This is a genomic window from Luteibacter sp. 1214, from assembly GCF_031455395.1.
Taxonomy (GTDB): domain Bacteria; phylum Pseudomonadota; class Gammaproteobacteria; order Xanthomonadales; family Rhodanobacteraceae; genus Luteibacter; species Luteibacter mycovicinus.
Window position 1 is genome coordinate 1,078,419 of sequence record NZ_JAVDSQ010000001.1, and the last position, 13,577, is coordinate 1,091,995.

The window sequence follows — 13,577 nt, forward strand, 5'->3', positions numbered from 1 at the left end:
CGTTCCAAACGAAAAACGCCGGGCTGAGAAGCCCGGCGTTTTTCGTTACAGCGAGCCGGTCGTGGGACCGATCAGGTGCCGACCTGGTGATTGTGCGTATCGAGCAGGCCGTGAACGGTCATGAGGTGGGCCAGCCCGACCACGTGCTCCACGTGCAGCTTCTCCATCAGGCGCTGCTTGTAGGTCGATACGGTCTTCGGACTGAGATTCAGACGCTCGCCGATGGACGTGAGCGGCATGCCGCGCACCAGCATCATCGATACCTCCATCTCACGCGTAGACAGCGTATCGAACGGCGAATCCGAGCCGTCGAGGGTCGCCAGGGCCAGCTGCTGCGCCACCGTGGGCGCGAGGTATCGCCGGCCGGATGCGACCTGACGCACGGCGCTGAGCAGCTCGTCCGACGAGCAACCCTTGGTGAGATAGCCCAGCGCACCCGCGTCGAGCAGGCGCTTGGGAAAGCGCGCGTCGTCCACCACCGTGAGAATCACGATGTTGGTGCGCAATTTCGCACGGATCACCCGTTCCGTCAGTTCCACGCCGCTCATACCGGGCATGTGGACGTCGACAAGCGCGATATCCGGCGACTGGGAACGGATAAGACGCAGGCCTTCCTCCGCTGAACCGGCTTCACCCCTGATACGGATGTCCGCCTGCTGCTGCAGGATCATCCGAAAGCCGGTCCTGACCAGTTCGTGGTCGTCGACCAAAACAACATTAATCATTCTTTGCCCTCCCTGGGCCGACTGTACTTCTATGCGCGCGGTGTGGCCCGCACGCTGCCTGCGAATGCATACAATGCCAGATGTGCAGGCGAGACAACCAGCGTGACGGTATGATCATGGAATGCCTTCGAGGCCTGTAGCGGTAATCTCCCACCGTCGTGAGGCGATGCGACCCGATGGTCGTGTAGGCGCCGTCCGCGCTGATCCATAGGGTTTCCCCTACACGCAAAGATGGACGATAGGGGTGACGCGGTTATTGCCGGAAGAAGCGCACTGGGACGGAATGGACGTGGCCGCCCCTGGCTCCACTTAGCCGAGGCGACATACCCGTCACGCAGGGCGCACGCCACCGTCAACGGGATGGCGCGAAGCTGGTCGCTCACTCGAGGAGATGACCATGGCTAATGAGAAAAATCGCCCGCCGCAGCATCCTGGACAGAACGATGCGCCGTCAGAGAAGCGCGGTCCGACGGAGCAGCCCGAAACGAATTCTTCCGGCGACCCGGTCGATGACACGGGCGAAGACAATCAGAGCAGTAAGTAGTCGCTCTTAGCGCAGCGCGTCGATGCGGTGATCGCTGGACTTCAGATCAGCCCGCAACCGGCGCGCCGCGCGATTGGCGGCACGCTTCCTCAACAGGACAATGCCCGCAAGAATGAGAATAACCGGGCCCCATCGCCCTCCGGCTGCCTGCGCGAGCAACCTGCCTGCCGCCAGTGAACCGATCGTATTGACGTGTGAACCCGTCGTGCTGGCCATGATGCCTTCCCCGTTTCATCGGTGCGATGACTGCGCTGAAACACAGACTTACCGCTGCGACATGGCAGGCGCGTGAAGCCAGCGACTAGGCGGTATTTACCTCTGCATTCAGCTTGGCGGCGTGGCGATGCCAGCTGACAATACGGCGATCGCATGACGGGTAATGACCTCGGCGTCGATGTGCCCGCGCAGCGGATCGTCTTTCCATTTGCGAATCGCGGACATCGGCAGCACGGTCAGGCTCAGCACCGTGGTCATCAGCAACGCCGGATCGAGCCCCTTGCTCAGACGGCCCTCTTCCTGCCAGCGTCGAATCGTGTCGATCACGACGATCTGGCGCGAGTCGCCCAGACGTTTCTGCATGTGTTGCTTGAACAGATCGTTGTCGCTCAGCATCTCGCCGAAAAACACGGGGCCCATCCACGGCGAGTCGCCGGCGATCGTGACGAAGCGCCGGGCTAGTTCACTGAATGCGGCGACCGGATCCTCCGCGTTGTCGAGGAAAATGCCTTCGAGTCGCTTCCGCATCGGAGCGATGCGCTCGTCGAACAGGACGTCGAACAACTGCTCACGGGTCTTGAAGTAGTAATGCACCGCGGCCGAGGTCATGCCCGCCGCCCGTGCGATGCCGGCCAACGTGGTTTCTGCGTAACCCTTACGGGCGATCAGCTCCAGCGCGATGTCGACCAGACGCTGACGCTGATCGGGTCCATCGGGCTGTAGGGGTGGCCGGCCGGGCCGACGGCCACGGCGGGGAGCGGAAGTAACCAAGCAAACTCCTGACAGCGTCGAAGACGACGACCTGAATACCACGACCGCCGGACCGATTGACCGGCCACGGTGTCGCATTTATATTAACTTACCCATTAATTAAATTCATTGGACGCCTCGTGACCGCCTCCTCCCCTCCGGAAACGGCCAGCTCACCCACTTCATCGCCGTCCCTGCGCGTCCTGTTCCCCGCCCTGATGCTGGTCATGCTGCTGGCGGCGCTGGACCAGACCATCGTATCGACGGCGCTACCGACCATCGTCACGGAACTGGGCGGTTTCAACCAGCTGTCCTGGGTGGTCACCGCTTATCTGCTGAGTTCGACCGTCGTGGTCCCGCTCTACGGTAAATTCGGCGACCTGTTCGGGCGCAAGATCGTCCTGCAGACAGCCATCGCCCTCTTCCTGCTGGGCTCGGTACTGTGCGGGCTCGCCCAGAATATGGATCAGCTGATCGCCATGCGCGCTCTGCAGGGCCTCGGCGGTGGCGGATTGCTGGTGGTCGCCATGGCGTCGATCGGCGATGTCATCCCACCGGCCGAGCGCGGCAAGTACCAGGGCCTCTTCGGTGGCGTATACGGGCTGGCCACCGTGCTCGGGCCTCTGGTCGGCGGCTTCATGGTCGACCACCTTTCGTGGCGCTGGATCTTCTACGTGAACCTGCCGCTGGGCCTGATCGCCGTTGCGGTGATCGCCGCGGCGTTTCATCCGCACGTTCGACACGTAAAGCACACCATCGACTACTGGGGCGCCGGCTGGCTCACCCTCGCATTGAGCTGTCTGATCCTGTTCACCACGGAGGGCGGCACGATCCTGCCCTGGAACGCGGCGGAACTGTGGTTCATCCTCACCTTTGCCGTCGTCGGCGTCATCGGCTTCATCTACGAGGAGTCGATCGCCAGCGAACCGATCATCCCGCTCGGCCTGTTCCGTCACCGCACGTTCCTGCTCAGCTGCATCATCGCTCTCTTCGTGGGTGCCGCCCTGTTCGGGTCGACCACCTTCATGCCGCTGTACCTGCAGGTCGTGAAGGGGGTCTCACCCACCGGCGCGGGCATGCAGCTGCTTCCGCTGATGGGCGGCGTGCTGGTCAGCTCCATCGTCAGCGGGCGGGTGATCAGTCGTATCGGCCGCTACCGGATCTTCCCGATCGTCGGCACCTTCATCGCCACGGTCGCACTGACCCTGCTAGGCACCCTGCACAACGACAGCCCCATCGCCCTGCTCTATGCCTACGCCGGCCTGCTCGGTCTGGGCCTCGGCATGGTCCTCCAGGTCCTCATCCTCGCCACGCAGAACAGCGTCGACATGAAGCACATGGGCGTGGCGACGTCCGGCGTCACGCTGTTTCGGTCGATCGGCGGCTCTGTCGGCGTGTCCGTGTTCGGCGCGGTGTTCAGTAACGGGTTGCAGTCGCGGCTGGCCGACATGATGCCGGCCGGCGTGCCCGCGCCGCACTCGCTGCGCCCGGACGCCGTCAACGCATTGCCGCCGGACGTCCACGCCCGCTATCTCGAGGCGTTCGGCGCGTCGCTGCATACCGTGTACGACGTGGGCGCGTGCGTCATCGCGGTCGCGTTCTTCTTCGCCTGGTGGATGAAGGACATGCCGCTGCGTCGCGCCTCCCACCCGGCTGCGCCGGTCGTGACGGGCAAGCCGGTCGCCGCCGAGGAACGGGTGGCAGAAGCGGAAGCCTGAACATCAGCGTGCGCACATTCGGCGTGGCCCATCAAGCGCGTGGCCGCTCGGCCGTTACATCAGGCGACCCTCCGGCTGGACATCATGTGAAACGCCATAGCGCACCGGGCATCGCCCTGCTTTCTCTGCTACTGCTCGCCGGCTGCGGGAGCAACGACCTCCATCTTGCCGGCAAGGGCGCCGATCCGGCGGACATCACGTTGTCCGGGAAACGCGGAACCGTCACCTGGCAGTGGGGACCGAAGTCGTTTGCGGAAGCCGTCACGGCGATCAGCCGAACGACCACGCATGGGCCCACGGGGGTGTCCGGCACCGTCGACCTGACCCTTGCGGGTGGCAAGCACGTATTCCTCGTCGGGGACCACAGCACCTTCGCCTGCCGGCATGGCTGCACGGAACTGCACATGCCGGCCCTGTGGGTCGTGGCCGAGGACTAGCTCCGCCTTCCGGATCGGACACAAAAAAAGCCCCGGTTTTCACCGGGGCTTTAAAAATCTGGAGCGGGAAACGAGACTCGAACTCGCGACCCCGACCTTGGCAAGGTCGTGCTCTACCAACTGAGCTATTCCCGCATCGAGCCGGCAATTCTATTGAAGATGCCAGGGCATTGCAAGCCCTTCTATCAGGAGACGCGGACGGACATCCACGATCCGGAAATCTTCTCCTGCAGCACTTCGACGGGGCGGCCATGACCGCTCAGCTCGCGAGCACGCGTGAACGCGAAATCGACCGCCGCGCCTTCGGAGCCGAACACTTGTTTCGCGGAGCCCGGGAGCAAGACCCACCACGAGCGGTGATTGATCGAAGGGTAGAAGACGTAGACACGTAGCGGTTTGACGTGTTCCGTCACCGGTCCTTTCTGCGCGGTACGGTTGGAACCGGGCATGGGCTACCTCCGGAATTCCTACGTGTCGCACATGGCGAGTTATGCGTATGTGACATGCCGAACTTTCCTGCGCGCTCCCGGTCGAGAACTCATGCATGGCAAGGGAGCATCAGGTGAAGCCGATCGAATGGCGTCGCGTTTTCAGGAACGGAATCAGCCTGGGCCTGGTATTCGCCGGACACCTCATGCTGCTGCTCTGCCTGATTGCATATCGTGCTGAGCGCATCGAATCGAATGCGGTCACGGAAGACAAATCGTCTTCGGTCCTGCACGCGTCGCTGGACCTTCGGCGGGACCTTCCCGTCCCTCCGCCGAGCATGCATATCGCCGCCCCGCTACCCGTCAAGCGCATGTCGCGCCACGCGCCCGCGGTGCACGTGAACCGCGAAGACGCGCCAGTCCCTTCTGCCGAAACCGACCTGCCTGGGGAGCGCGAGATGGAAGCGGACGCGCGGTCGGGTACAAGCACGGGCAGTCAGCCTTATGGCGATCCGGACATCACGCATGCCTTGTCTTCCGACAGCACGAAACATGCGGCCACCTTGCCCGGCTATGCGAACGGCTCGAAAGTACGCGGCGTCGATCTTGCGCCCCCATCCAGCATCCGGAAGTCCATCGAACGTATCGGCGACTTCCTGACATGCAGCCAGATCCAGATGAAGCGGCAGACGGCCGGCTACGGACTGGATCGACGGTTGGCGCAGGCTTATGAGGCGATGGGGTGCACGCTTTGAAGCGCCGACCGCTGATAGCGTGACGTGGTCGCACAAACGAACCGATGCCACTACTGGCGAGCTTCACAGCGCAATTTCGGGTCGGCACAATGCGTTCGATATGCGACTATCAGACGAAAAAGTGCTCACCCTCGCGGACCTGGCGAACGACGCACTAGCCCTGAACAAGGCGGCCCTGGCTGGCGACTACGACGAGGCGCGCTTTCGCGCTCAGATGATTACCGAGAAGGCCATGACAGCGGGTTACGACGCGCTTGCGTCGGCGGCGGCCACGGCACACCGAAGTCTGGGCGCGGTGGGCACTACGCCGGAAGCCGGCTTCGGCTACGGCATTCTCAATATCGCGGAGCAGATCGGCGCTCTGGTCGAAAGGCAATCCGCCAGGCGCCTGCCGTGACGTTTACGAGTCGGATGCACTGACGTCGTTGCGACGCACGAAAGCCGTCGGTATCCCTGGTGCCCGGAGTCGGACTCGAACCGACATACCCTTGCGGATGAGGGATTTTAAGTCCCTTGCGTCTACCGATTTCGCCATCCGGGCGTCACAAAGAAAAAAGGCGCAACCGCGTTAACGGATGCGCCCTGGAATGCGATGGAGGCCGAGGTCGGAATCGAACCGGCGTACGCGGATTTGCAGTCCGCTGCATGACCACTCTGCCACCCGGCCATCGCTTGCGCAGCGCGAAGAGTATCGCGTGGCGCTTAAAAAACAAAACCTCGGGTGACCGAGGCTTCGTAAAATCTTTGGAGCGGGAAACGAGACTCGAACTCGCGACCCCGACCTTGGCAAGGTCGTGCTCTACCAACTGAGCTATTCCCGCGTCGTTGTCCAGCTATTCTAAATCACGACGGCAATGTGTCAACCACCTTGCACGGGTTTTTTTTCATTTTCGTTCTCATCCTCCGCATCGCCCCGCAGCGCGGGCCACGCGGCGCGCAGGTAGTCCAGACCGGACCAGATGGTCAGGATGCCCGCGATGACCAGGAGGGCCTCGCCGATGTGGTACAGGCGCAGGGTTTCGGCGTCGTGCTGCAGAAGCAGGACGACGAGGGCGACCATCTGCATGGCGGTCTTCAGCTTGCCCAGGAAGGCGACCTTCACCCGTGAGCGCGCACCGATCTCGGCCATCCACTCGCGCAAGGCCGAGACACTGATCTCACGCCCCACGATCACCGACGCCGTGACCGCGAGCAGGATGCCCTGCCAGCCGCCGGGGTGCGACTGCACCAGCAGGAACAGCGTCACCGCCACCATCAGCTTGTCCGCGACCGGGTCGAGGAAGGCGCCGAACGCCGAGGTCAGATTCATGCGACGTGCCAGATAGCCGTCGAGCCAGTCGGTGAAACCGGCCAGGACGAAAACCAGCGCGGCGGTCAGGCTCGCCCCGCGGAACGGCAGGTAGAAGACGACAACCATCACCGGCAACAGCAGCACGCGGAAGAGGGTCAGCCAGGTCGGGAGGTTGATGCGCATAGGTCAGCCAGTACGGGAGAGGTCGGTGCGAGCCGACACCTCCGTTCGATCAGGGATGCAGCATGGCATAGATGCGTTCGGCGAGCCCGCGATCAATGCCCTTTACGCTCATCAGTTCTTCGACGCCTGCCGCTTCCACGCCGGCGAGCCCGCCGAAAGCCTTCAGCAGCGCCGCGCGACGACGTGCGCCGACACCGGCCACGTCTTCCAGCGTACTGCGTTCGCGGGCCGCCTCACGCCGACGGCGATGCCCGCTGATCGCAAAACGGTGCGCTTCGTCACGAACCGCGGCAACCAGGTGCAGTGCGGGCGACGATGTGCCGGGATGCAGGGTCTTCCCACTTTCCGCGAGAACCAGCGTTTCTTCACCCGCGCGGCGACCCGGCCCCTTGGCCACACCGACCACGCGAATGCCTTCCACGCCCAGCTCGCGAAGGACGTCCACCGCCTGCGCCACCTGCCCCGTGCCACCATCGATCAGTAGGATGTCAGGCCTGACTCCGCCTTCGACGACTTTCTTGAACCGGCGCGTCAGCGCCTGGTGCATGGCGGCGTAATCGTCGCCCGGGGTGATGCCTGCGATATTGAAACGACGGTAATGAGATTTTTCAGGACCTTCGGGGCCGAAGACCACACACGAGGCCACGGTCGCCTCACCCATCGTATGGCTGATATCGAAGCACTCGATGCGACGCGGCATGACGTCCAGTGCCAACACCTTCTGCAGATCGTCGAAGCGCGCCAGCAGGGTGTGCCGACTGGCGAGCCGCGACGTCAGCGCGGCGCCCGCGTTACGCTGGGCCATCTCCAGGAAGCGCGCACGCTCACCGCGCACGCTCGGCTTCAGCGAAACCGTATAACCCGCATGCTCGGAGAGGACGGACGCGAGCACGTCGATGTCCTCGACGGTGTCGCTGAGAATCAGCTCACGCGGCACCTGCCGCTCGAGGTAGTACTGGGCGATGAACTGCGCGAGGACGTCGCCCAGCGACGCATCGGTACCCAGTCGCGGGAAGAAATCGCGCGATCCCAGGCTGACGCCATTACGGAAGAACAGCACGCTGACGCAGGCCATGCCGCCCTCCATGCTGCAGGCGATCACATCCATATCGGCGCTCGCGCCTTGCACGAAGTGCTGTGCCTGGAGCCGGCGGAGGGCGGCGACCTGATCGCGTAGCGTCGCCGCGCGCTCGAAGTTGAGCGACTGACTGGCGGTTTCCATGGCCACGGCCAGTTCATCGATCACCGCACTGCTGCGCCCTTCGAGGAACATCTCGGCGTGGCGCACGTCATTCGCGTAATCCGGCACGTCGATCAGGCGCACACACGGTGCGCTGCAGCGGCCGATCTGATGCTGCAGGCAGGGCCGGGAACGATTCCTGAAATAGCTGTCCTCGCACTGGCGCACCTTGAACAGCTTCTGCATGAGGCCGAGGCTCTCACGCACGGCGAACGTGCTCGGGTACGGCCCGAAATAACGGCCGGGGCCCGTCTTCGCGCCCCGATGGAAAGCCAGACGCGGGTATTCGTCGGTGCTTGACAGGTAGATGTAGGGATAGCTCTTATCGTCGCGCAGGACGATGTTGTAGCGCGGTTTCAGCGACTTGATCAGCTGCGATTCGAGCAGCAGCGCCTCACCCGCGGTGCGGGTCAGCGTCACTTCCGCGCGCGCGATCTGCGACACCATCGAGGCGATGCGCGGATCCATCGGCGGCTTGAGGAAATAGTTACTGGTCCGCTTCTTGAGGTTGGCGGCCTTACCCACGTACAGCAGCTCGTCCTCCGCGTCGAAATAGCGGTAGACGCCAGGCGAGGTGGTGAGATGACGAACGAAGGCCTTGCCGTCGAACGGATGCGACTCGGTGTGCTCCATACCGGTCATTTTACCGCGTCCGTGTACGCCGGACGCGAAAACGCCGGCATGGGATGAATCATGCCGGCGCCGGACCTTCCGTGGGAGCGTCGCCGTCCTTAGGGGGAGAGCTTGGCGACAGGGATAGGTTACGTCGCCGCTCTACGCCGCGCGCCCGGCGGAGGCCGACGCCGGGCCTAGGCAAGCGCCTCAGCCCAGCGTCAGCGATCCCTTACACGCCGGCGCGACGGAATCGATTCCGACGCAATAGCAAGGCCTCGGCGGGTCAATCGCGCCGGCTCAGCCCTTCAGCTGCGCCGCCACCCAGCGCTCGGCCCGCTCCAGATCCTCCGTCGTGTCGATGCCCGGCGGGAACGGCTCCGGCGTCGGCCGGACCGAGATGGCATAGCCGTGCTCCAGCGCCCGCAGCTGCTCCAGGGACTCGATCCGCTCCAGCGGCGTACGCGGCAGAGCCGCCAGACGACGCAGGAAGCCCGCACGGTAGGCGTAGATCCCGATGTGGCGCAGGAACGGGACATGAGGCGGCAGGACGCCGCGGTCCTTCGCGAACTCGTCCCGGGCCCAGGGCGCGGGCGCCCGGGTGAAATACAGCGCCCGGCCGTTCCCGGACCGGACCACCTTGACGATGTTCGGGTCGAAGAATTCCTCGGCGTGCTCGATCGGGGTCGCCAGGGTGGCCATCGGCGCGTCGTCCCCGGCCAGGGTGGCCACCACGGCACGGATACCCGCGGCGGGCGCGAACGGCTCGTCGCCCTGCAGGTTCACCACGATGGTGCCTTCCGGCCAGCCGAAATGGTTGACCGTCTCCGCGATGCGGTCGCTGCCGGACGCGTGGTCCTCGCGCGTCATGCAGACGAGGATGTCGCCGCAGCCGCGCAGCTCCTTCGCCACGCGCTCGTCGTCGGTGGCCACCACGACCTGGGCGGCACCCGCCTGCCCTGCCCGCGCCGCCACCCGACGAATCATGGACTCGCCGGCGATCTTCAGCAGGGGCTTGCCCGGCAGGCGGGTCGACCCGAAACGTGCGGGTACGACGACGACGAACGGGGGAATCTTCTCGGCCATGAGGGCTTCCGGTCTCGGGGAGACGGAAGCGTACCCCCTATGACCGCACGGCGGAATCAGACAACCGAGAGATTGAAGCCCAGACCGTTGGCCAGCTCCATGAACCCCGGGAATGACGTGGCGACATTCGTACAGTCGCCGATCGAGATCGGCGCGGAAGCGACGAGGCCGGCGATGGCGAAACTCATCGCGATGCGGTGGTCGCCGTGGCTGTCGACGTTGCCGCCACCGATCGTGCCACCACGGATCATCGCGCCGTCCGGCAGTTCGTCGATCAGCACGCCACAGGCCTTCAGGCCGTTGGCCATGCTGGCGATGCGGTCGGACTCCTTGACCCGGAGTTCGGCCGCGCCACGGATCGTGGTCATGCCCTCGGCGACCGCCGCCGCGACGAACAAGGCCGGGAACTCGTCGATCATGTCGGGCACGATATCGAGGGGCAGTGCCACCCCGTGAAGCTTCCGATAGCGCACGACGAGGTCGCCGATGTCTTCACCGCCGCTGCTGCGCTCGTTCTCGACCGCGATGTCCGCACCCATGAGTTCGAGCGCCGCCAGCAGACCGGTGCGACGTGGATTGAGGCCCACACCCTTGATCCGTACATGCGAACCCGGCACCACGCAGGCGGCGACGATGAAGAACGCCGCCGAGGAGAAGTCGGCCGGGACGTCCACGTCGACCGCGGTCAGGCGGTGACCCCCCTCCAGTTTCGCCTTGCCCGGCGAATACTCGATGGGCCAGCCGAACGCCTTGAGCATGCTCTCGGTGTAGTCGCGGGTCGGATGCGGCTCGATGACCTCCGTCGTGCCTTCAGCGTACAGGCCGGCCAGCAATAACGCCGACTTGATCTGGGCACTCGCCACGGGCGGCCGGTAGCTGATGCCCCTGAGCTTCGCACCGGCGTGAATGCGTAGCGGCGGCTTACCGTCCTCGGTGTCGATGGTCGCGCCCATCAGAGCAAGCGGATCCGTTACGCGACGCATCGGCCGGCGCGACAGCGATTCATCACCGACCAGCGTGCTGCCGAACGCCTGACCTGCAAGCAGGCCGGCAAGAAGACGCATCCCCGTGCCCGCGTTACCGCAGTCCAGATGGTCCGCCGTGCCGCGCAGGCCGTGCAGTCCCACGCCGTGCACGACACGCTCGCCCGGCGCCGGCGTTTCGAAGCGCACGCCGAGCTTGCCGAGGATCGCCGCCGTGGCGCGGGTGTCCTCACCTTCGAGAAAGCCGCGGATATGGGTCACACCGTCAGCCAGGGCGCCGAACATCAAGGCGCGATGGGATACGGATTTGTCACCGGGTACGACGATGTCGCCGTGCAGGGCGGTGCCTGCGCGGCTTTGCCAGTCCATGCGGCTCATGGCAGGTTCTCCAGAAGACGTTGTAATTCAGCGCGACTGCCGATGCTGATGCGTACCGTGTCGGGCAGGCGATAGCCCCCCATGGGGCGCACGATGACGGCGCGCTCGAAGAGGTGCGCCTCGAACGAGGCGGCGTCGCGACCGAGATCGACGAGCAGGAAGTTGGTCTGCGATGGGAGCACGCGCATGCCGTGCGCCGTGAGCTCCCCGGTCAGCCACGCGCGATCGCGACGATTGACCTCGCGCACGCGGGCGCGATGCTCGTGATCGCCCAGCGCCGCTTCGGCCGCGGCGAGCGCCACGACATTCACGTTGAAGGACTCACGCAGGCGTTCGCACACCGCAGCCACGGACGGATGACTCAACATGTAGCCGATACGCAGCCCGGCCAGACCATGCGCCTTGGAGAAGGTGCGCGTCACGACCAGATTGGGGAAGCGACCCAGCAGGTGCAGCGCCGTGCTGAGGCCCGCCGCGTCGACGTACTCGTGGTAGGCCTCGTCGACCACCACGATCGTTTCGTCTGGCACGCGCTCGAGAAAGGCTTCGAGCGCGGCGTCGGTGAACCAGGTGCCGGTCGGGTTGTTCGGGTTGGCCAGATAGATCAGCCGCGTCGTCGGCGTGACCGCCGCGGCGATGGCATCGAGGTCATGACCGTACGGCGCCTCCGGATGATCGGCCGGCAACGCCGGCACGGCGATACCCGGTGCACCGGCGGCAGCCGCCGCGATGGGAAACACCGCGAAGCCATACTGCGAGAACACCACCGGGTGATCCGCATCGGCGAAGCACTGCGCCAGCAACATCAGCAGTTCATGCGAACCGTTGCCCAGGGTGATGCCGGCCAGCGGGACGCCCAGTTCCGACGACAGACGCTCTTTGAGCGACTTGCCGCTGGGATCGGGATAGCGCCACATCTCCTCGAGCACGCGCGTCGCCGCCTGCGTGGCGAGGCGGCTCGGGCCGAGTGGATTCTCGTTGGAGCCGAGCTCGGAAATCACCGCACCGAAACGACGGCGCAGCGCGGGCAGGTCATGACCGGGATCGTAGGCACGCAGCGCCGACGTCGCCCGGTTGGCGAGCGCCGCCGCGTCGAACACGCCGGTCACGGCAAGGCGACCGGGTAGGAACCGAGCACGCGCACGTCGGCAGCCGCGGGCTTCATTTCCTCGAGGGCGGCCTTCATCGACTCGTCTTCGACATGGCCGGAGACGTCGATGAAGAACGCGTACTGCCACTTGCCCGTGTGCGCCGGACGCGACTCGATGCGGTTCATGCTGATGCCGTGATGCGCCAGCGGGCTGAGGACGTCGTACAACGCACCTGGCTTGTCACGCACGGACACCAGCAGCGACGTGCGATCGTTACCCGACGGCGGGAAGATCGAACGACCGATGACGAGAAAGCGCGTCGTGTTGTCCGAGCGGTCCTCGATGGGGCCGGCCACGGTCTTCAGACCGTACACACGCCCCGCCGTCTCGCCAGCGATGGCCGCGGACTCCGGCGACAGCTTCGCCGTGCGCGCAGCCTCCGCATTGCTCGACACCGCGATGCGCTCGGCGTTGGGCAGGTTGACGCGCAACCAGCCCTGGCACTGCTGCAGCGACTGCGGGTGCGAGTAGATGCGCTTGACGTCTTTGAGCTCGCCCGTGAGCGAGAGCAGGTTCTGGTGGACGCGCAGCTCCACTTCGCCGCAGATGGTGGCTTTGGACACGAGGAACATGTCCAGCGTCATCTGAATCATGCCCTGGCCGGAATTTTCGACCGGGACGACGCCGAAATCGGCATTGCGCGCGGCGACTTCCTGAAAGACTTCCTCGATGCTGCCCAGGGGCAGACCGTAGGCGGCGTGACCGAAATGCTTGCGCACGGCCTGCTCGCTGAAGGTGCCCTCGGGACCGAGAAAGCCGATCTTCAGCGGCTGCTGCTGCGAGAGGCAGGACGACATGATCTCGCGGAACAGACGGACCAGCTCGGCATTGGGCAGCGGGCCGTCGTTACGATCGATCACGCCGCGCAGGACCTGGGCCTCCCGTTCGGGTCGGTAATACTCCACCGCCGCCTTCAACGGGCCTTTGGCCCGGCCGACCTGCTGTGCCCAACGGGCGCGCTCGCTGATGAGCGACTGCAGTTGCTGGTCGATGCTGTCGATGCGCGTACGCGCTTCGATGAGCGTGGCTTGCTTATCGGTGGGGGTCTTGCTCATGGACTTCCAGGCGGCTAAGTGGTTG

14 protein-coding genes and 4 tRNA genes are annotated in these 13,577 nt (G+C 64.8%); 4 read left to right on the plus strand and 14 right to left on the minus strand.

The window, feature by feature from the left end; all coding sequences use genetic code 11:
• Positions 1 to 71: 71 nt before the first annotated feature.
• The 3 genes from J2X57_RS04500 to J2X57_RS04510 all read right to left on the minus strand — a co-directional run bounded on the left by J2X57_RS04500 (position 72) and on the right by J2X57_RS04510 (position 2,256).
• On the minus strand, positions 72 to 725 hold the full coding sequence (locus J2X57_RS04500) for a response regulator (RefSeq protein WP_036114414.1): 654 nt from the start codon (positions 723 to 725) through the stop codon (positions 72 to 74).
• 550 nt (positions 726 to 1,275) lie between these two features.
• Positions 1,276 to 1,485 (minus strand): hypothetical protein, encoded by a 210-nt coding sequence (locus J2X57_RS04505; protein ID WP_036114417.1) that lies wholly within the window; start codon positions 1,483 to 1,485, stop codon positions 1,276 to 1,278.
• 108 nt (positions 1,486 to 1,593) lie between these two features.
• Positions 1,594 to 2,256, minus strand: a complete 663-nt coding sequence (locus J2X57_RS04510; RefSeq protein ID WP_309864231.1) for a TetR/AcrR family transcriptional regulator — start codon at positions 2,254 to 2,256, stop codon at positions 1,594 to 1,596.
• Between the two features lie 119 nt (positions 2,257 to 2,375).
• On the opposite strand from J2X57_RS04510, the gene J2X57_RS04515 reads away from it, so the two are divergent.
• Positions 2,376 to 3,953 carry an MDR family MFS transporter gene (locus J2X57_RS04515; protein WP_309864234.1) on the plus strand — a complete coding sequence of 526 codons (1,578 nt, stop codon included), beginning with the start codon at positions 2,376 to 2,378 and terminating at the stop codon, positions 3,951 to 3,953.
• Positions 3,954 to 4,039: 86 nt separating this feature from the next.
• Positions 4,040 to 4,390, plus strand: coding sequence for a hypothetical protein (locus J2X57_RS04520; protein WP_036114420.1), 351 nt, complete (start codon positions 4,040 to 4,042; stop codon positions 4,388 to 4,390).
• A 59-nt stretch (positions 4,391 to 4,449) separates the two neighbouring features.
• Here the strand turns inward: J2X57_RS04520 and J2X57_RS04525 are convergent.
• Positions 4,450 to 4,525 (minus strand) — tRNA-Gly (locus tag J2X57_RS04525).
• A gap of 50 nt (positions 4,526 to 4,575) precedes the next feature.
• Positions 4,576 to 4,839 carry a hypothetical protein gene (locus tag J2X57_RS04530; protein WP_309864240.1) on the minus strand — a complete coding sequence of 88 codons (264 nt, stop codon included), beginning with the start codon at positions 4,837 to 4,839 and terminating at the stop codon, positions 4,576 to 4,578.
• A 113-nt stretch (positions 4,840 to 4,952) separates the two neighbouring features.
• Between J2X57_RS04530 and J2X57_RS04535 the strand changes: the two genes are divergently transcribed.
• Both J2X57_RS04535 and J2X57_RS04540 read left to right on the plus strand, forming a co-directional pair.
• On the plus strand, positions 4,953 to 5,573 hold the full coding sequence (locus J2X57_RS04535; protein WP_309864244.1) for a hypothetical protein: 621 nt from the start codon (positions 4,953 to 4,955) through the stop codon (positions 5,571 to 5,573).
• Positions 5,574 to 5,673: 100 nt separating this feature from the next.
• Positions 5,674 to 5,970: a hypothetical protein gene (locus J2X57_RS04540; protein ID WP_036114428.1), complete on the plus strand. Its 297-nt coding sequence runs from the start codon at positions 5,674 to 5,676 to the stop codon at positions 5,968 to 5,970.
• 57 nt (positions 5,971 to 6,027) lie between these two features.
• Here the strand turns inward: J2X57_RS04540 and J2X57_RS04545 are convergent.
• From J2X57_RS04545 to pheA, 9 genes are all read right to left on the minus strand, one after another.
• Positions 6,028 to 6,114: transfer RNA gene (locus J2X57_RS04545), tRNA-Leu, on the minus strand.
• Between the two features lie 52 nt (positions 6,115 to 6,166).
• Positions 6,167 to 6,240 (minus strand) — tRNA-Cys (locus J2X57_RS04550).
• A 78-nt stretch (positions 6,241 to 6,318) separates the two neighbouring features.
• Positions 6,319 to 6,394: transfer RNA gene (locus J2X57_RS04555), tRNA-Gly, on the minus strand.
• A gap of 38 nt (positions 6,395 to 6,432) precedes the next feature.
• Positions 6,433 to 7,047: a CDP-diacylglycerol--glycerol-3-phosphate 3-phosphatidyltransferase gene (gene pgsA, locus J2X57_RS04560; RefSeq protein WP_036114575.1), complete on the minus strand. Its 615-nt coding sequence runs from the start codon at positions 7,045 to 7,047 to the stop codon at positions 6,433 to 6,435.
• A gap of 49 nt (positions 7,048 to 7,096) precedes the next feature.
• Entirely contained in the window at positions 7,097 to 8,920 is a 1,824-nt protein-coding gene (uvrC, locus tag J2X57_RS04565; RefSeq protein ID WP_036117967.1) for an excinuclease ABC subunit UvrC, read from the minus strand.
• 279 nt (positions 8,921 to 9,199) lie between these two features.
• Positions 9,200 to 9,985, minus strand: a complete 786-nt coding sequence (kdsB, locus tag J2X57_RS04570) for a 3-deoxy-manno-octulosonate cytidylyltransferase (RefSeq protein ID WP_309864247.1) — start codon at positions 9,983 to 9,985, stop codon at positions 9,200 to 9,202.
• 56 nt (positions 9,986 to 10,041) lie between these two features.
• Entirely contained in the window at positions 10,042 to 11,346 is a 1,305-nt protein-coding gene (aroA, locus tag J2X57_RS04575) for a 3-phosphoshikimate 1-carboxyvinyltransferase (protein ID WP_309864250.1), read from the minus strand.
• Positions 11,343 to 12,455 (minus strand): histidinol-phosphate transaminase, encoded by a 1,113-nt coding sequence (gene hisC / locus J2X57_RS04580; protein ID WP_309864253.1) that lies wholly within the window; start codon positions 12,453 to 12,455, stop codon positions 11,343 to 11,345. The genes aroA and hisC overlap by 4 nt, the downstream gene beginning before the upstream one ends.
• Complete coding sequence (gene pheA, locus J2X57_RS04585) at positions 12,452 to 13,552, minus strand: prephenate dehydratase (protein ID WP_309864255.1); 1,101 nt, start codon at positions 13,550 to 13,552, stop codon at positions 12,452 to 12,454. The genes hisC and pheA overlap by 4 nt, the downstream gene beginning before the upstream one ends.
• Between the last annotated feature and the right edge of the window lie 25 nt (positions 13,553 to 13,577).

Bases quoted from the DNA above. Each gene is read 5' to 3' on its own strand.
- J2X57_RS04500 (WP_036114414.1), bottom strand. From the start codon at position 725: ATGATTAATGTTGTTTTGGTCGACGACCACGAACTGGTCAGGACCGGC.
- J2X57_RS04505 (WP_036114417.1), bottom strand. From the start codon at position 1,485: ATGGCCAGCACGACGGGTTCACACGTCAATACGATCGGTTCACTGGCG.
- J2X57_RS04530 (WP_309864240.1), bottom strand. From the start codon at position 4,839: ATGCCCGGTTCCAACCGTACCGCGCAGAAAGGACCGGTGACGGAACAC.
- J2X57_RS04540 (WP_036114428.1), top strand. From the start codon at position 5,674: ATGCGACTATCAGACGAAAAAGTGCTCACCCTCGCGGACCTGGCGAAC.
- pgsA (WP_036114575.1), bottom strand. From the start codon at position 7,047: ATGCGCATCAACCTCCCGACCTGGCTGACCCTCTTCCGCGTGCTGCTG.
- uvrC (WP_036117967.1), bottom strand. From the start codon at position 8,920: ATGGAGCACACCGAGTCGCATCCGTTCGACGGCAAGGCCTTCGTTCGT.
- kdsB (WP_309864247.1), bottom strand. From the start codon at position 9,985: ATGGCCGAGAAGATTCCCCCGTTCGTCGTCGTCGTACCCGCACGTTTC.
- aroA (WP_309864250.1), bottom strand. From the start codon at position 11,346: ATGAGCCGCATGGACTGGCAAAGCCGCGCAGGCACCGCCCTGCACGGC.
- pheA (WP_309864255.1), bottom strand. From the start codon at position 13,552: ATGAGCAAGACCCCCACCGATAAGCAAGCCACGCTCATCGAAGCGCGT.